This window comes from Flavobacterium microcysteis, from assembly GCF_006385255.1.
GTDB lineage: Bacteria > Bacteroidota > Bacteroidia > Flavobacteriales > Flavobacteriaceae > Flavobacterium > Flavobacterium microcysteis.
The window spans coordinates 797785-817793 of sequence record NZ_VFJE01000056.1; the positions used below are offsets into that span (position 1 = coordinate 797785).

Annotated in this window: 7 protein-coding genes; 1 reads left to right on the top strand and 6 read right to left on the bottom strand. The window is 40.0% G+C overall.

All coding sequences use genetic code 11. The features are described from left to right. Nucleotides 1-35 precede the first annotated feature (35 nt). Nucleotides 36-644, bottom strand: coding sequence for a uridine kinase (gene udk / locus FJA49_RS17145; RefSeq protein WP_140002505.1), 609 nt, complete (start codon nucleotides 642-644; stop codon nucleotides 36-38). 185 nt (nucleotides 645-829) lie between these two features. On the opposite strand from udk, the gene FJA49_RS17150 reads away from it, so the two are divergent. Continuing rightward, nucleotides 830-1285: an SRPBCC domain-containing protein gene (locus FJA49_RS17150; RefSeq protein ID WP_140002507.1), complete on the top strand. Its 456-nt coding sequence runs from the start codon at nucleotides 830-832 to the stop codon at nucleotides 1283-1285. A gap of 247 nt (nucleotides 1286-1532) precedes the next feature. On the opposite strand, the gene FJA49_RS17155 is transcribed toward FJA49_RS17150, so the two are convergent. The 5 genes from FJA49_RS17155 to FJA49_RS18630 form a co-directional block, all read right to left on the bottom strand. Next, nucleotides 1533-9479 (bottom strand): MBG domain-containing protein, encoded by a 7947-nt coding sequence (locus FJA49_RS17155; RefSeq protein ID WP_140002509.1) that lies wholly within the window; start codon nucleotides 9477-9479, stop codon nucleotides 1533-1535. 169 nt (nucleotides 9480-9648) lie between these two features. Beyond that, nucleotides 9649-10119: a T9SS type A sorting domain-containing protein gene (locus FJA49_RS17160; RefSeq protein ID WP_140002511.1), complete on the bottom strand. Its 471-nt coding sequence runs from the start codon at nucleotides 10117-10119 to the stop codon at nucleotides 9649-9651. A gap of 394 nt (nucleotides 10120-10513) precedes the next feature. Next, nucleotides 10514-10636 (bottom strand): hypothetical protein, encoded by a 123-nt coding sequence (locus FJA49_RS18625; protein ID WP_262711054.1) that lies wholly within the window; start codon nucleotides 10634-10636, stop codon nucleotides 10514-10516. Between the two features lie 168 nt (nucleotides 10637-10804). Next, nucleotides 10805-19138, bottom strand: a complete 8334-nt coding sequence (locus FJA49_RS17165) for a BspA family leucine-rich repeat surface protein (protein WP_140002513.1) — start codon at nucleotides 19136-19138, stop codon at nucleotides 10805-10807. 363 nt (nucleotides 19139-19501) lie between these two features. Continuing rightward, nucleotides 19502-19624 carry a hypothetical protein gene (locus FJA49_RS18630; protein ID WP_262711055.1) on the bottom strand — a complete coding sequence of 41 codons (123 nt, stop codon included), beginning with the start codon at nucleotides 19622-19624 and terminating at the stop codon, nucleotides 19502-19504. Nucleotides 19625-20009: the final 385 nt, after the last annotated feature.

Sequence of the window (20009 nt, forward strand, 5' to 3'; positions counted from 1 at the left end):
CCTGAATTTTTAATTTATAAAATTAGGAATTTAAATTATAAAATACGCTGATTGATTACAGCCCGGACAACATCAATTGCCACGGTATTGTATTTGTCGTTTGGTATAATAATATCTGCAAAAGCTTTAGTCGGTTCGATAAATTGCTCGTGCATCGGTTTTAATGTATTTTGGTAGCGGTTCAATACTTCTTCCATATCGCGTCCTCTTTCGGCAATATCACGCTTTAGACGTCGAATCAAACGTTCGTCAGAATCAGCATGGACAAATATTTTTATATCGAACATATCGCGAAGCTCCGGATTAGCAAGAATCAGGATGCCTTCTATAATCATTACTTTTCTCGGATGTGTATTGATGGTGTCTTCGGTACGGTTGTGCGTTACAAAAGAATATACAGGCTGTTCTATGTTTTTTCCCTCTTTCAAGTCCTTTAAATGAGCGACTAACAATTCAAAATCGATAGCTCTTGGGTGGTCAAAATTGATAAGTGCCCGTTCGTCAAAACTAAGATTATGGTTTTCTCTATAATAGGAGTCCTGAGAGATTATTCCAACTTCAGTCTGAGGCAACTCGTTCATAATTTGTTGGACAACAGTTGTTTTTCCGCTTCCGGTTCCGCCGGCAATTCCGATAATGAGCATAAGGGTTGTGTTATATTTTTCTTTAGGCAAAAATAGAAATTATATTGAGAGTGGTTTTTGTTTTTTATGGAAATGTTTCAGTCGGTAATTATGCTATAGTTAATTGAGAAAAAATCAATGCCCAAGAAACAGAATTTTATTAATTTTAAGTTTGCTGACAAATAGCAAACTAAAACTAAAGATTCATGGGGAAAACAGAACTGACTATTAAGGCGGCAATCCAAATACTGAAGCCCATTCCGGAAGTATTCGAAGCGATTGTTGATCCTAAAAAAATGTCAAATTATTTTATTGCTGAGGGTTCAGGAAGAATGGAAGAGGGAAGAGAAATCGAATGGAAGTTTCCTGAATTTGATATGCAATTCCCAATTACGGTTGGCAAAATCGAAAAGGACAAGTACGTATCGTATTATTGGGAAGTCAATAAAAAGAAAAATCTGGTTGAAATGACTTTATCGTCTTTTGGAAAAGATACGGTTGTGACAATTACAGAGAAAGGAATGGAAAATAATGAAGAAGGAATTAGTTGGCTGATGGGAAATACGGAAGGTTGGGCAAATTTTCTTGCCTGTCTTAAAGCTTATCTCGAATATGGCATCAACCTGAGAAAAGGAGCATTTGAATTTAGAAGCGGGGAATAAAAAGTAAGAGAATGGTTCGTTTGAGAATTTTTTAGCCACAGATTAAAACAATTACGCAGATTTTGGAAGTCTTTATAAAATGAAAGAAGATGTGAAAAGGTCTGCTTTCAATGGTTTTTTAAATACATAAATATAAACTTAGCACCTCAGCAACTTAGCATCTCAGTACTTTTTTAAATAATATAACTGAATAAATAAAAAAGCCCACCCGTAAATCCGGGCGGGCTCTTCTTTAAAAGATTATTCATTATTTTTTGACCACTTTTACGGTCGATTTTTTGCCTTTGAATAGGATGGATACCGCATAGGTTCCATCTGACAGGTCTCCAAGGAACAGCTTTACTTCTTTAGAATTGAAGCTCTGTTCTTTGACTAACTGTCCAAGCAGGCTGTATACCTCAACCCTTTCGACTATTCTTGTGCTTTGTATGTTCAGGTAATCTTCTACCGGGTTTGGGTAGTATTTAAAAGTCATTCCTGGTGTTACATTTACGGCAACAGCAAAAGGGAGGCTTGAACATTGTCCGTCAGCAATTGAAACAGCATAATAAACAGCGTCATCTACCAATTGGGTAGTAGGAGATAGCAGGTTGGTATTATTTACCGCATCATCATAACTAGCATACCAGATAGAGTTTGATGGCGTTACCACCAGGTCTGCTACAGTAGCTCCTTCCTCGAAATGCTGTACGGTTGCTCCTTCTGGAGTTGGCAGCAATTCGTTCAGGGTAATTATGACTAGTGTTCTTTCCGGGCTTTCGCATCCGTTGATTGTCTGCGAGGCATAATAAATCGTTCCGTCTACCAGAAGTGTATTTCCAGAAAGTTCCTGTGTTGCATTGGCTGAAGCATACCATTTCACTTGTGTTCCTTCTATTCTAAGGTCGCTTATTGTAGGATTGGCTGCTCTACAGAATTCTTGTATTTCTTCAGCAATTGGCGGTGCTACTACCTGCGGCTGAGTAATGTTGAAATTCCTTATAGCCCTAGAACCGTTTGCATCTGTAACGGTAACGGTATAGCTGCCTGCTGCTAAGCCTGTTGCAGTTGCTGCAGTTCCACCGTATGGCGACCAGGAATAGGCGTAAGGTGGAGTACCTCCGATTATATTAACAGTAACCGAACCGTCAGAACCTCCATTGCAGGTTACATTTGTCAGAGTGTAGGTATCCACAGTTAATCTTTCGATAATCGTAAAATCGGCTCCGGTAAAGGTGATGTCATAATTATCGCCTGCACTTAAAGTCCCCTGCGTAATGGCATAGATTCCCGCAATTTCACCAGGGACTCTTGACAATCTACCTGTGATATTACTTTCTGTATCACCGTTGACAAATCCGGTAACGGTATAGGTCAATGCTGGGTCTGCTGTTCCAAATGCTTTTGACTTGGCATCAGCAACAATATTCAAAGTCGCTTTAGTGATATTAAAGCTAGCACTTGTGTAGGTGATATCATAGTTTCCGCTAACAGCCAGAGTTCCCTGTTCGATAGCATAAGTTCCGACATTTTCCCCGGCTGTTCTTGACAAGCTACCTGTGATGATACTTTCTGTATCATCGTTGACAAATCCGGTAACGGTATAAGTCAAAGCAGGATCCGCTGTACTATACACTTTTGACTTAGTATCAGCAATAATATTCAAAGTTGCTTTAGTGATATTAAAATCAGCAGCTGTGTAGACGATATCGTAGTTGCCACTTGCCGCTAAGGTTCCCTGTTCGATAGCATAAGTTCCGATATTTTCTCCAGCGGTTCTGATCAATGTTCCAGTAATTACAGTTTGGTCATCTTCATTAGCTAAACCTGTAACGGTATAGGTCAAGGCTGGATCTACTGCACCATAGGTTTTTGATTTTGCATCAGCAACGATGTTCAAAGTTGCTTTTGTGATATTAAAGTCAGCGCCTGTGTAAGTGATGTCATAGTTACCACTTGCTGTTAAGGTTCCTTGCTCAATGGCGTAGGTTCCGATATTTTCTCCAGCTGTTCTGGTTAATATTCCGGTAATTACAGTTTGGTCATCTCCATTTTCTAAACCGATAACGGTGTAGGTTAAAGCAGGATCAGCTGTGCCGTACACTTTAGACTTGGCGTCAGCAACAATATTCAAAGTTGCTTTTGTGATATTAAAGTCAGCGCCTGTGTAAGTGATATCATAGTTACCACTTGCTGTTAAGATTCCTTGCTCAATGGCATAAGTGCCTATGTCTTCTCCAGCTGTTCTTACCAAAGCTCCAGTAATAATGTTTTCCGTGTCTCCATTGGTAAGTCCTGTCACTGTATAGGTCAAAGCAGGATCTGCAGTTCCGTAGATTTTTGACTTGGCATCAGCAACAATATTCAAAGTTGCTTTAGTGATATTAAAATCAGCAGCTGTGTAGACGATATCGTAGTTACCACTTGCAGTTAAGGTTCCTTGTCCGATAGCGTATGTTCCGATATTTTCACCGGCTACTCTTGCCAAATCACCTATGATTATTGTCTGATCATCTCCATTCGTCAAACCTGTCACTGTATAGGTCAAAGCAGGATCTGCTGCCCCATACACTTTTGACTTTGCATCAGCAACAATATTTAAGGTTGCTTTAGTGATGTTGAAATCAGCACCAGTGTAAGTGATGTCATAGTTTCCGGTTGTTGTCAAAGTTCCTTGCTCGATGGCGTATGTTCCGATATTTTCACCGGTTACTCTTGCCAAATCACCTGTGATTATTGTCTGATCATCTCCATTCGTTAAACCTGTCACTGTATAGGTCAAAGCAGGATCTGCTGTTCCATAGATTTTAGACTTGGCATCGGCAACAATATTTAAGGTTGCTTTAGTGATATTAAAGTCAGCGCCTGTGTAAGTGATGTCATAGTTTCCGGTTGCGGCCAAGGTTCCCTGTTCGATCGAATAAATTCCTATGTTTTCGCCCGCTGTTCTAACCAGAGCACCTGTGATTATTGTATGATCATCTCCATTAGCAAGTCCTGTAACGGTATAGGTCAATATAGGATCTGCTGTTCCGTACACTTTTGATTTTGCATCAGCCATGATGTTCAGCATTGCTTTAGTGATGTTGAAATCAGCACTTGTATAAACGATATCGTAATTTCCGGTTGCAACCAATGTTCCCTGTTCGATCGAATAAATTCCTATGTTTTCGCCCGCTGTTCTAACCAGAGCACCTGTGATTATTGTATGATCATCTCCATTGGCAAGTCCTGTAACGGTATATGTCAAAGCCGGATCAGCTGTTCCATACACTTTTGACTTGGCGTTAGCAACAATATTCAAGGTTGCTTTAGTGATGTTGAAATCAGCTCCAACATAGGTTACATCATAATTTCCGCTTGCAGCCAAAGTTCCCTGGTTGATAGCATAGGTTCCTATATTCTCGCCTGTGACCCTTGTCAAAGCACCGGTAATAATGCTATCCGTATCTCCGTTTACCAGTCCTGTTATGGTATAGGTCAAAGCCGGATCAGCTGTTCCGTACACTTTTGACTTTGCATCAGCAACGATATTCAACACAGCTTTAGTGATGTTGAAATCAGCTCCAAGATAGATTACATCATAGTTTCCACTTGCAACCAACGTTCCCTGGTTGATCGCATAGGTTCCGATATTCTCGCCTGTGACCCTTGTCAAAGCACCGGTAATAATGCTATCCGTATCTCCGTTTACCAGTCCTGTTATGGTATAGGTCAAAGCAGGGTCAGCCGTACCATACACTTTTGATTTTGTATCAGCAACAATATTCAACACAGCTTTAGTGATATTGAAACCAGCGCCAGTGTAAGTGATATCATAATTTCCGGTTGCCGTTAAGTTTCCTTTTTCAATAGCATAAGTTCCGATATCTTCTCCGGCAGCTCTGGTTAAATTACCTGTAATAATGTTATCCGTATCTCCATTGGCAAGTCCTGTAACGGTATAGGTCAAGGCAGGGTCAGCCGTACCATACACTTTTGACTTAGAATCCGCAACGATATTCAAGGTTGCTTTAGTGATGTTGAAACCAGCTCCTGTGTAAGTGATGTCATAGTTTCCGGTTGCAGCCAATGTTCCTTTTTCAATAGCATAAGTTCCGATATCTTCTCCGGCAGCTCTGGTTAAATTACCTGTAATAATGTTATCCGTATCTCCATTTGCCAGTCCTGTAACGGTATAGGTCAAGGCAGGATCAGCCGTTCCATACACTTTTGACTTTGCATCTGCAACAATATTCAATACGGCTTTAGTGATATTGAAATCTGCTGATGTATAGCTGATGTCATAGTTTCCTGTTGCAGCCAATGTTCCCTGTTCGATAGCATAAGTTCCGATATCTTCTCCGGCTGTTCTTGTCAAAGTACCTGTGATGATACTTTCGGTATCTCCATTTGCCAGTCCTGTAACGGTATAGGTCAAGGTAGGGTCAGCCGTACCATACACTTTTGATTTTGCGTCTGCAACAATATTCAAGGTTGCTTTAGTGATATTGAAATCAGCTCCTGTGTAAGTGATGTCATAGTTTCCTGTTGCAGCCAAAGTTCCCTGACCGATAGCGTAGGTTCCGATATTTTCCCCGGCAGCTCTTGCCAATAATCCTGTAATTATCGCATCGGTATCTCCATTGGCAAGTCCTGTAACGGTATAGGTCAAGGTAGGGTCAGCCGTACCATACACTTTTGATTTTGCGTCTGCAACAATATTCAAGGTTGCTTTAGTGATGTTAAAATCAGCACCAGTGTAGGTGACGTCATAGTTTCCTGTTGCAGCCAAAGTTCCCTGACCGATAGCGTAGGTTCCGATATCTTCTCCGGCTGTTCTAGTCAATGCCCCGGTAATTACTACATCCGTATCTCCATTTGCCAGTCCTGTAACGGTATAGGTTAATACGGAATCAGCCGTTCCATATACTTTTGACTTGGCATCAGCAACAATATTCAAGGTTGCTTTTGTTATATTAAAATCGGCACCAATGTAAGTGATGTCATAGTTTCCGGTTGCAGCCAATGTTCCCTGACCAATAGCGTAGGTTCCGGTATTTTCTCCGGCTGTTCTAGTCAATGCCCCGGTAATTACTAGATCCGTATCTCCATTTGCCAGTCCTGTAACGGTATAGGTCAAGGCAGGATCAGCCGTTCCATAGACTTTAGACTTGGTATCGGCAACAATATTCAAGGTTGCTTTAGTGATATTAAAATCAGCACCAGTGTAGGTAATCTCATAGTTTCCTGTTGCAGCCAAATTTCCCTGACTGATAGCGTAGGTTCCGATATTTTCCCCCGCAGCTCTTGCTAACAATCCTGTAATTATCGCATTGGTATCTCCATTGGCAAGTCCTGTTACAGTATAGGTCAAAGCAGGATCTGTTGTTCCATACACTTTAGATTTTGCATCTGCAAAGATATTCAACGTTGCTTTGGTGATGCTGAAATCTGCTCCAACAAAGATAATAGTGTAGTTACCGTTTGCAGTTAGGGTTCCCTGATTGATAGTATAGGTTCCTATGTTTTCACCGGCTGTTCTTGTCAAATTACCTGTGATGATACTTTCCGTATCTCCATTTGCCAAACCGCTTACGACGTAAGTCAGAGCCGGATCAGCTGTTCCATACACTTTTGATTTTGCGTCGGCAACGATATTCAAGGTTGCTTTTGTTATATTGAAATCAGCGCCAGTATAGGCAATGTCATAGTTTCCTGTTGCTGCCAGGGTTCCCTGATTGATAGTATAGGTTCCTATGTTTTCACCGGCTGTTCTTGTCAAATTACCTGTGATGATACTTTCCGCATCTCCATTTGTCAAACCGCTTACGACGTAAGTCAGAGCAGGATCAGCCGTTCCATACACTTTTGATTTTGCGTCGGCAACGATATTCAAGGTTGCTTTAGTGATATTGAAATCAGCGCCAGTGTAGGCAATGTCATAGTTTCCTGTTGCAACCAGAGTTCCCTGTTCAATTGCATAGGTTCCTGTGTTCTCACCGGTTGCTCTTGCCAATGCCCCGGTAATTACTACATTGGTATCTCCATTAGTTAAGCCAGTAACAGTGTACGTCAAAGCAGGATCAGCTGTTCCGTACACTTTTGATTTTGCGTCGGCAACAATATTCAAGGTTGCTTTTGTGATATTGAAATCTGCACCAGTGTAGGCAATGTCATAGTTTTCGGTTGCAGCCAGGGTTCCCTGATTGATGGTATAGGTTCCGATATTTTCTCCCGCTGTTCTGGCTAAGGCTCCGGTAATTATTGTTCCGGTGTCACCATTAGTCAAACCATTGATTGTATAGGTAAGGTCAGGATCAGTCGTTCCGTAGATTTTAGTCTTGGCATTTGCAGTGATATTCAATGCAGCCTTCGTAATGTTGAAATCAGCAGCGGTATAGACGATGGCGTAATTATTGCCTGCCGCCAACGTTCCCTGTTCAATGGCATAGGTACCGACTGCTTCACCCGTTGTTCTTTCCAAAGCTCCTGTGATGATACTTTGGATATCACCATTTACCAGTCCACTTACGGTGTAGGTCAGAGGCGGATCAGTTGCGCCATATATTTTGTTTTTAGGATTGGCAGTAACTGTTAAGTTGGCTTTGTTAATTGTTACTTTGAAAACAACATCAGGAGCCGGGTAATAGGTGTCATTTCCAGCTTGTTTTGCTGTGATGTTGACCTCTCCTGCTTTTTTGATTTTTAGCTTCCACTTGTTTCCGTCTGCGCTGTCCTGAAAAGCTTCTGCTATAGTGTTGTCAGCAGATACATAAGCGACTTCCAAACCTGAGCTTGCTGTAGCATTAAGGGCAAAAGGGGTATCTCCGTAGGTTTTAGTGATATTTGCTACAGTAATGGTTTGTGGTTTTAATGTGAATTCATAAGCTCCTATGTCAATGTTGTTATCAGTTAAACGATTGTTGCCAGACAAATCTTTATCAGTTGCCAGATTACCCCCATTATTGGTGTATAAGGAGTTACTTCCTTTGGAAATGACAGGACTACCGGGTTTAAGATGAAAATCATTGCCGGCTGCATTGATAAAAAGCTGTTGCGTAGTAATACCGGTTGCATTCATATTGCCATTAGTAGTACTGGTATTGCCTTGTATCAGATTGTTCATTAAGGATATAGTTCCTGAGATGGTTGAGTACTGTTTTACCTGATTGTCCCATACAAGGCTGTTGTATAAACGTATTTGTCCGTCGGAGACATGAATACCACCGGCATTTGAAGACTGGGTGGTATTGCCATATATGGTACAGTTCATCATCAGCGTATTGTTGTAGCTTGCCGCAGTTGTATTCCATATCGCACCACCACCTTCTTTAGCATTGTTTCTTGCAAAAAGGCTGTTGTAAATTTTTACGGATGATTCGTTGTATATCGCACCTCCTCGGTAAGGAGCTGAGTTTTCTATAAAAGAACAGCCCAAAATGTTTACAGACGAGCCGTTGTTAATCATCGCACCACCCCAACTGGCAGCTGTGTTCTGGATAAAAAGACAGTTTGTAATGATTGCATGAGAAGAGGATAAATTAAATATTCCTCCGCAGTTCGAAGTGGCGACATTTAATGAAAATTTGCTGTCGGAGAGGAGTATAGGAGATGTGCTATTGTACATAGCTCCTGCTACATAAGCTATATTTTCTGTAAAGTGACAGTTAGTGACGGTAAGAGAAGATGCAAAGTTAGACATTCCTGCTCCTCTGGCTTGAGTATGTGCCTGACCATTGACCGTTATGGTTGTGGTTGAAGATCCGTTCGCATTCCCTTTGGTAATCGTAAAGCCGTCAAATAGGGTTTGATTTCCTGCACCTGAACTCATAACTACATGGTAAGTATTATCGGCTGTATTATTTACAGCACCGATATCCCCACTGAGGATACTTTTGTTAACTTCATAATTACGTTGTTCCAATGAAGTTTCAGTTCCGGAAAAACCTCCGTATAGTTTTACGCCATCTTTAAGTACAAAAGCATTATTACGGTTATTGGGGGCGATAGTGTTGAGATTGTCGGCAGGACGATTTGGTTTGTAAGTACCTGCCGCTACCCATATTTGACTTGTAGTAGTAGCCTGATTGATCATTAACTGCAAATCGTCACTGGCATTACTCCATGAAGATCCGTCTTTATTGCCTGATCCGCCTTCTTTTACATATTTGATGTTTTGTGCAAAACTTGCCCAGCTCAATGTAAGCAGCAGAAAAAATGTGAATTTTTTCATTTTTTTGGTATTTAGTTGTCTTTTTATGTAAGCTTATATGATTTTTGAATTTGGTCTGTTTCAATCTTGCAAAAGCATTCTCGCCTGAATTTTTAAGATCAGGTGAAATTATTGAACAGTTTATATCTGTGGAGGGATGCTCTAATTAAGAAAAGTTTTTTGACCACCTTTACTGCCGATTTTTACTTTCGGATAGGGTGGATACCACGTAGGTTCCATCTGTAAGATCTTCAAGGAAAAGAAGTACTTCCCCTGAGTGGGAATCCTGTTTTTTGACCAACTGTCCTAATGAGTTGTATACCTCAATCGCATTGATGGTTCCCAAACTCCGTATATTCAAATAATCTTTCACCACATTCTGATAGTATTTAAAAGTCACTTTTTGTGAATTTCCAATTGCTAGCATTACGTTTATGGTAATTGTAAAAGGCAGGCTCGAATATTGTCCGTTAGCCATTGCAACAGCATAAGGGATGGCTTCGTATTCCAATTCGGTAGCAGGAAAAAATGGGTTGATATTGTTTACGGCATCATCGTAGTCAGCCGTTTTATAAACAGAAGATAAGTGATTTCTTGCAAAGCCACAGGCGCTGCTAAAAATCAAAATAAACAATAAATAAGTAGAATGTAATTTTCTCATCTCAAAATCAATTTAATTTATTCTTAACTCTAATTTCTTTTACTAGATATAAGTGTTAAGCTGGTTTTATTCAATTAAATACGAGCTGGTTTTTACGGATATTTCCGTACGACTATAGCTCAGAGCAGGCATCATAAGCGGAATTATTTCCGAAAACTGTATAATCAGCCGACTACGATTAAAGATGAGTAATAAAAAGAATATGCTACCACGGAACCTCAGGTATGAGTTGCCGGTTTTGGGTTTTACGCTTAAAATTTTAGATAAGGTTAGACGCAGGAATTTCGATACATTACGGTTAATTGTATGTGTATTCTGTGAAATTGTAAGTTTGCTTTTGAACGGTTATCCGTTCAAAGCAATTTTTGTCTATAAGTGTGGGAGTAGTTCTTATCTATAATTGATAAAAGGTAATAAGGTGCCGCTTCATTTTTTCCATTGCCGGATTATAGACATCCTTATATTTTGGGAAGATTTTAATGAAATCTTTTCTGTTTTGGCCTGTAATTGTTTTCATAAGTGCTTATTTTAAGATGTAAATATATATAGAATTTGTTTGGAAGACCTAATTATACACTGTTTTTAACAGTTGGTTAACCGAAATTTAAAAAGAATTAACGTTATAATAAAACCTAAAAAGCACGCCCTTGATTAGGGCGTGTTTTTCTTTTTAAGAGGTCTGCTTCTATTTTTTAACGACTTTTACAGTCGATTTTTTTCCTTCGGATAATATGGATACCGCATAGGTTCCATCCGGTAGGTCTCCAAGGAATAGTCTTACTTCTACAGAATGGCAGTCCTGTGTTTTGACCAGTTGACCTAGCATGCTGTATACTTCAATCTTTTCAATGATTCCTGAGTTTTGGATATTCAGATAATCTTCTACCGGATTTGGATAGTATTTGAAAGTCGTTTTTTGCGGCTTTCCAATTCCTAGTGTTACATTAACAGTAACTGCAAAAGGCAGGCTTGAACATTGCCCGTTAGCCATTGCAATGGCATAATACGTGGTTCCGTTTTCTAATTCAGTAGTAGGAGATAGTGGGTTGCTATTGTTTACCGCATCATCATAGCTAGCATACCAAACAATATTTGAAGGTGTTACCACCAGGTCAGCTATAGTCGCTCCTTCTTCGAGATCTTGTATTGGTGCTCCTTGAGGAGTTGGCAATTGGTCGTTCAGGGTAATGATTACAAATGTCCTTTCCTGGCTTTCGCATCCGTTAATTGTCTGCGAGGCATAATAAATCGTTCCGTCTACCAGAAGCGTATCGTCAGGAAGTTCCTGGATTGCAGTAGCAGAAGTATACCATCTCACTTGTGTTCCTACTATTTCAAGATCGCTTATTGTAGGATTGGTTGCCCTGCAGAATTCCTGTACGTCTTCAGCAGTAGGCGGTTCAACTGCCTGTGGCTCGGTAATGTTGAAATCCTTCGTAATTGAAGAGCCGTTTGCATCGGTAACAGTAACGGTGTAGTTGCCTGCAGCTAATCCTATGGCCGTTGCAGTTGTTCCGCCGTTTGGCGACCAGGAATAGGTATAAGGTGCGGTACCTCCGGTTATACTAACTGTAGCCGAACCATCAGAACCTCCATTACAAGTTACGTTTGTCTGTGTTGAGGTATCTACGACTAATCTTTCGATGATAGTAAAGTCAGCTCCGGTAAAGGTAATGTCATAGTTATCGCCTGCACTTAAAGTGCCCTGCGTGATGGCATAAATTCCCACGGATTCACCAATAGCTCTTGACAAGCTACCTGTAATGATACTTTCTGTATCTCCGTTTACGAGTCCTGTAACGGTGTAGGTCAGAGACGGATCAGTTGTTCCAAATGCTTTCGACTTGGCGTCTGCAACAATATTTAAGGTTGCTTTTGTGATATTGAAATCAGCGCCAGTGTATGTGATAACATAATTTTCTGCACTTACGGTTCCTTGTTCAATGGCATAAGTTCCGACATTTTCTCCGGCTGCTCTTGTCAGTGATCCGCTGATAACTGCTTCTGTATCGCCATTCACCAATCCATTTACTACATAAGTCAAGGTCGGGTCTGTAGTTCCGTAAATTTTGCTGTGGGCATTGGCTGTTACTGTTAAGGCTGCCTTGTTTATCGTCAAGGTAAAGATAACATCTGCTGCCGGAGCATAAGTGTCATTTCCGGCTTGTTGTGCCGTGATATTGACTACTCCTGCTTTATTGATTTTTAATTTCCATTTGTTACCGTCTGCACTGTCCTGAAAGGCTTCGGCTATGCTATTGTCCGCAGACACATAGCTGACTTCAAGACCTGAACTTGCCGTAGCAGTAGGTACAAAAGGTATATCTCCGTAGGTTTTGGTCATATCGCTTGCTGTAATGGTTTGGGTTAGTCCACAGCTTTGTCCGCTTGGGCTGTCGCCTGTAATGGTCCACCCTTTGGTAGTGGTTAATAAGGTTCTTGCCGCTTCGGCATTAGTGCCGTATTGTCTGCCCCCGGCTCCCAGATTACGCCCTGATGGTGTGTATGGATTGGCTGCCCATCCTTGTAACGTAAACGAATAGTTTTGACAATCCATTCCTGAATTGTCCAGCATATTGCTCATATTTACAGCAGGGTTGAGCTTCCATTTGCCTATATTTTGGTTAAATGTTTGTGCATCATAAAACATACTGGACATATCAGTGACCTTTTGCGTGTCCCAGTTACTTATATCCTTATTAAAGCCACGATTGCGTAAAAACATATAGCTCATGTTGATTACATTTGCGGTATTCCAGCTGCCAATGTTCTGATTAAAGGTTTTAGCTTCTAAAAACATACTCTCCATGTTGGTTACATTTTGTGTATTCCAGTTGCTAATGTCTTGGTTGAACCCAATGTTTTCCCTAAACATCCAACTCATATTGGTTACGTTTACTGTATTCCAATTGCTAATATCCTGATTAAATGCAACGGCTTGCCAAAACATAGCTTTCATATTAGTTACTTTTTCTGTATTCCAATTGCCAATGTTTTGATTAAAGGCTCTCGTACCTTGAAACATATTACTCATATCCGTTACATTTGATGTATCCCAGTTGCTAATATTTTGGTTAAAAGCTTTTGCATAAGTAAACATATTACTCGTATTGGTTACGTTTGATATATTCCAGTTGCCGATATCCTGGTTAAACACGTAAGCTCTTAAAAACAATGCATTCATTTTTGTTACATTTTGTGTATTCCAGTTACCTATATTTTGGTTGAATATCTCGGCCCCTATAAACACAGATGACATATTGGTTACGTTTTGTGTATTCCAGTTGCCAATATTTTGGTTGAATGATTTGGCTTCTTGAAACATACTCTGCATATTGGTTACATTTGAAATATTCCAGTTACCTATTTCTTGATTAAATGTTCTGGCACCAAAAAACAGACCCATCATATTGGTTACATTTACTGTATTCCAACTGTTTATATTTGTAGGACTATTGAGTAATGTGCATCCATAAAACATATAAGACATATCCGTCAAGTCGCTTAAGTTGGGGATATCGGTAGCGGTAATATTTAGGTTATTACAATCGAAAAAGGCGCTCCTCATCGTGCTCCATTTGGCAGCACCCCATTGAGAAACATCAATTAGATTTTTAGAACTGTAACCAGCCGTAAAAGCCAAGAGATTAGTCGATTTTAAGTTAAGAGTAATAATCTCGTTTGTTGGGACACTAATATTGGTGTCAAAACTGTTCACAATTGTTCCACTACCGGTACTTCCACCGGAAGCTATCCAAAAATAATCTACAGATTCACCAGATAATGCAGTAATTGTAATATTAATTTTATCTTCATAACCTGGAAAAGTTGGCTTGCTCATATCCCACACGGTAACAAAATCTCGCGTAGCGGCTGTAATAGTAAAGTCTTCTCCTGTGTAGGTAATACTGTAGTTTTCAGCGTCTAATGTTCCCTGTGTAATAGCATATGTTCCTACGGCTTCTCCAGCTATTCTTGTTAAAACACCTGTTATTATCGTTTGGTCTTCTCCATTAACAAAACCTGCCGCTGTAAAGGTCAATGTCGGGTCTGCCGTACCATATTCTTTCGATAGGGCGTTGGCTGTTATAGTTAAAGCCGCCTTGTTTATCGTCAATATAAAAATAACATCTGCTGCTGGAGCATAAGTGTCATTTCCGGCTTGTTGTGCCCTGATATTGACTACTCCTGCTTTATTGATTTTCAGTTTCCATTTGTTGCCGTCTGCTGTGTCCTGAAAAGCTTCAGCTATACTGTTATCCGCAGATACATAGCTTACTTCAAGACCTGAACTTGCTGTAGCAGTTTGTACAAAAGGCATATCACCATAGGTTTTGACCATATTACTCACTGTAATGGTCTGATCTAGTCTACAGCTTTGTCCGCTAGGACTGTCGCCAGTAATGGTCCAGCCCTTGGTATTGATTAAAAAATTTCTTGCCGTTTCAGCATTGGTGCCGTATTGTTTGTACGAGGCTCCTAAATTACGTCCGGTAGGAATGTTGGGGTTGTTTGCCCAGCCTTGCAGTGTAAGCGAATAGTTTGTACAATCCATTCCTGAAAAGTCCAGCATACTGGTCATATCTGCATTTGGATTAAGCTGCCAACTACCAATATTCTGATTAAAGGCAGTCGCCTGAACAAACATGTATCCCAAACGAAGTACTGAAGAAATATTCCAATGGCTTAGGTCCTGATTAAAGGAGCTTGTACGATTAAACATGCCATGCATATCGGTTACTGAAGTGATATTCCAGTTACCTATGGGTTTATTGAATGCAGTTGCTGAATCAAACATACCGCTCATATTGGTTACTGCGGAGGTGTTCCAATTACCAATATCCTGGTTGAAATTTTTGGCACTGGCAAACATAAGAAACATATTGTTTACCGAAGCTGTATTCCAGTTGCCAATCGGCTGGTTAAAGGAGGTAGCATTTGCAAACATCTCACTCATATTGGTTACTGCAGCAGTATTCCAACTGCTGATGTTTTGGTTAAAGGCCTGGGAGCCACCAAACATATTGCTCATGTTGGTTACTTTTGATGTATTCCAGTTGCTGATATCTTCATTGAAGACCGGTGAAAAGGCAAACATTCCCTGCATATTTGTTACATTTTGCGTGTCCCAGTTGCTTATGTTCAGGTTGGATGCTCTCGTTCCCTGGAACATTCCTTCCATATTGGTTACATTTGACGTATTCCAATTGCTTAAATCCTGATTGAATGCTCTGGCAGCACTCAACATATAGCCCATATTGGTCACGTTTGCCGTATTCCAGCTGCTAATATCCTGATCAAAAACAAGGTTAGCTCCAAACAAACCTTCCATATTGGTCACGTTTGCCGTATTCCAGCTACCGATGTTAGCCGGACCTGTCCTCGATTGGCAGTTGTTAAACATGTTTCGCATAGAACTTACTGCGCTCAAATCAGGGATATCAGTTGCAGTAACGTTGAGATTGACACAATCATTAAAGGCATTATCCATACTGCTCCAGGCTGCATCACCCCATTGGGTAATGTTGATAAGACGTCGAATGTGGTTGTTGCTGTTGGCTCTGATGTTAATGGCTTTTATTTCGGAAGCAATGCTTAATGTGATGATTTCGCCGGCGGGCAGGCCTGTTATCTCGGCGGAATTATTTGTTGTCAGCGTACCGCTGCCACTGCTGCCTCCCGATGATGTCCAGGTATAGCTGACTGGTTTATTAGGCAAAGTGGTAATACCAAAGCGCAAGCTGGTTGGAGCGTTTTGGTTTACATGCATATTCATATCCCAAACGGTAATAAACGGTCTTCCGCAGATAGTACCACTTGGGCTATCATCTGTAATGGTCCAGCCTTTGGTGGTAGTCAGTGCTGTTCTTGCTGCTTGAGCATTGGTACCGTATTGGCAACCCATGGCTCCAAGGTTACGCCCTGAAGGTGTATTGGGATTGTCTGCCCAGCCTTTGAGCGTTGCAGAGTAATTGGCACAATCCAGACCCGACTCACTCAACATATTGGTCATGTTTACAGCAGGATTCAGCTGCCAGTCGCCGATGTTTTGGTTGAACGACTGTGCTCCGTGGAACATATTTTCCATAGAGGTTACGTTTGCGGTATTCCAGTTACCAATATCCTGATTAAATGTCGGATTATTTCGAAACATTCCCTCCATGTTGGTTACATTTGCCGTATTCCAGCTGCTAATGTTCTGATTAAATACCTGGGCACCCCAAAACATAGACCCCATATTGGTTACTTGTGCGGTATTCCAGTCCCCGATATTTTGATTGAAGGCTTCTGTGAAAGAAAACATTCCTCCCATATTAGTTACGTTTGCTGTATCCCAGTTCCCAATATTGGCATTAAAGGCATAGGCACGATAAAACATACCATCCATTCCGGTTACATTTGCCGTATTCCAATTGCCAATATTTTGGTTGAAAATCAGGGCCATATAAAACATCTTTGCCATATTGGTTACGTTTGCCGTATTCCAGCTGCCAATATCCTGGTTGAAATTAGTGGCATTTTCAAACATCCCTTCCATAGAGGTTACATTTGATGTATTCCAGTTACCTATATTTTGATTGAAGGAACGGGCTTCTCTGAACATATATGGCATGAGGGTTACATTTCTTGTGTCCCAGTTGTTAATGTCCTGATTGAAAACGCTGGCTCCGCTAAACAGAGTAGTCATATTGGTTACATTTGATGTGTTCCAGCTTCCTATGTTAGCAGGGCCTGTGAGGGATGAACAGTCGGCAAACATAGCTTTCATATTGGTTACTCTGCTCAGGTCCGGTATATCTGTAGCTGTAATGTTGAGGTTAGAACATTTTAAGAATCCATTTTCCATGTTTTGCCAGGCAACGGTTCCCCATTGAGCAATGTCAATAAGACGTGGGTCATTAAAGACACTTAAAGCCGTCAGATTTTCAGGCTTTACATGGAGTGTAATAGTTGGCTGGTTAGAAGGAGCATTAATAAAAATATCTCCTGAAGTCGTTACCGTTCCAACACCGGAATTACCGTTAGGGGTTGTCCAGAAATATTTGACCAGATTGTTTGGCGATGGTAATGTAGTAATCGTAACTTTTATTTTAACATTGCTACTCGCTTTGGTCATATCCCATACGGTAATAAAATCTCCGGGAGCATTGGTGATAGTAAAATCTGCTCCGGTATAACTAATGGTATAGTTAGCTGCTGTTAAGGTTCCCTGTGCAATGGGGTATGTTCCTATGGTTTCACCAATGGCTCTTCTCAAAGCACCCAAAATTACTGCCTGAGTATCGCCATTTACGAATCCGTTGGCGGTAAACGTCAGTATAGGGTCTGCTGTACCAAATTCTTTTGATTTGGTATCGGCTATTATTGCTAAAGGCGCTTTGTTTGCTGTCAGTTTAAAGATAACATCGGGTGCCGGATTGTAGATTTCGTTACCTGCCTGTTTTACTGTGATGTTTACCTGTCCTGCTTTTTTGATTTTCAGTTTCCATTTGTTGCCATCCGTACTGTCCTGAAAAGCTTCTGCTATGCTATTGTCAGCAGATATATAACTAACTTCCAGACCGGAACTTGCTGTAGCTGTAGCCACAAAAGATATGTCACCGTAGGTTTTAACCATATCCTTAGCTGTAATTGACTGTTGTTTTGGCCATGCTTCATAAGGGCCAATATCTATATTGGAATCTTTTAAACGAGGGTTGTTTCCCAAATCTTTGTTGGTAGTAAAATTGCCACCATTGTCGTTATATAGACTGTTGTCACCTGTATTGATAGCAGGACTGCCAAGTTTAAGAGTAAAGTCTTTATTAGGAGCATCGTTAAAAATTTGTGCTGTGCTTATATTGGTAGCATCCAAATTACCGTTGGAAGTATTGGTATTGCCCTGAATCAGGCTATTTTTAAATGTTATGGGAGTCTGCTCAAAATATTGTTTGGGTTGATTGTCCCATAACAGAGAGTTGTACACACTTATTTTGCCGCCGGTTGTATTTATCGCACCACCAACAAGGCCTTTGACAACAATATTGCCATATAGGTTGCAGTTAATCAAAAGGGCATCATTTCCCCCATCATGCCATATGGCACTGGCATTGTATGACGAGGATTTATTGTTTGCAAACAGGCTGTTGTATATTTTTGGCGATGAGGCGTCATCGTTTCCCATAGCCCCTCCTGCGTTATCAGAAGAATTTTCTGAAAATTTGCAATTAAAGATAATTGGTGATGATGATTCAGAATTAAATATTGCCCCACCATACGAAGCCCTGTTTAAGGTAAAATTGCAGTTTGTGATATTTGGGGAGGAATCAATATTATATATAGCTCCACCTAAACTATCAACAAGATTCGATAAGAAATTACAATTGGAAATACCTGGTGATGAGTTATTATTAAACATTCCTCCACCATGCAGGCTTACAATATAATTCCCTCCAATCGTGCTGGATGCAAGCGGGCCTTCCTTGATTTTACTAATGGTAAAGCCATCAATTAAGGCCGAGCCTACATCATTGACGCTAATTAGTATATGGTAAACGGTGCCGCTGAGGATGCTTTTATTGGCAGTTATGTCCAGGTTACGTTGAGCAAGTGTGGTCTCGTTACCTGAAAAACCACCATATATAGCCACATCTTTCACCATAAGGAAAGTGTTTTTATAGTTATCAGGATTTCCAAAATTAGTATCATCAGCACTGTAAAGAGGCTTGTAAGTGCCGCCTGCCACCCAGATTTGCTTTATTTTAGGATTAGTGGCCACTGCATTGTTGTTTTTTGCAAATTTCAAGGCATCAGCAAGCTCTCCAATTGCATTGTTCCAACTGTCGCCCAAACCGGTTCCTCCTTTTTTAACATACAATATGCCTTCACTATTTGGAGTATAGCTAATAGGGGGTAGCATAGAATTAGCAATCAGTAAGGCTTGTGAATCATTGTTTGTTGTTGTATGACTTTTTGCAAAACTGCTGATGCAACTAAAAAGCAAAAAGAAAAATAAATAAGTACAATGTAATTTTCTCATCTCATCTTAATTTAATTTATACTCAATTCTGATTCTTGGATAGAATCATTAACTAGCAGCTATTTTTAACGGGCATAGCCATTGAATAGCAATTCAAAAGCCGAATCATAAGCATATGCGGAATAACTTCCGAAAACTGCTAATCAGTCGGGCAAATATTAAAGATGAGTAAATGAAAAATACGCTACTGCGGAACCACAAATAGGGGTTTCCGGTTTAGGGTTTTACGATTAAAATTTTAGATAAGGCAAGATTATTGAATTTCAGACCTGTTTTGATTATAAGTAGAATGAAATCATGTGTATGCTTTTGAACGGTTGACCGTCCAGGCAGGTTACTTGCAATAGTGGGAGTAATTCTTATCTATAACTGATAAAAGGTAATAAGGTGCCGTTTGTTTTTTTCCATTTTCGGATTGCGGACATCCCTATTGTTTGGGAAGATTTTGTTGAAATCTGTACTGTTTTGGCTTGTAATTTTTTTCATAATGTGCTTGTTTTAGGTTGTAAATATATATAGAATTTATTGAGCTGACATAGTTATATTGTATTTTTAACAGTAAGTTAACCGGTATTTTTAAGATAATTAACTTAAAAAACAAATGTTTTTAATTGTAAACGTTAATGTTTGTTATATATCAAAAATGAATATTTTTTTATTTTATTTCATCCGATGATTCACAATTTTGTTGTTTTTAAATGCATAAGATTGTTTGTCTGAAAAGCAATTGCAAGCTTGCAAATCAAGATAGTTTATGCAATCAAATGAGTGATTTCAGAATTCATAACTAATTTTGATTATATCTTATTTTTATCAATAGTTACTCTTTTATGTATATTTGATGTAAAAGCGATATAAGCCTTTGTAATCT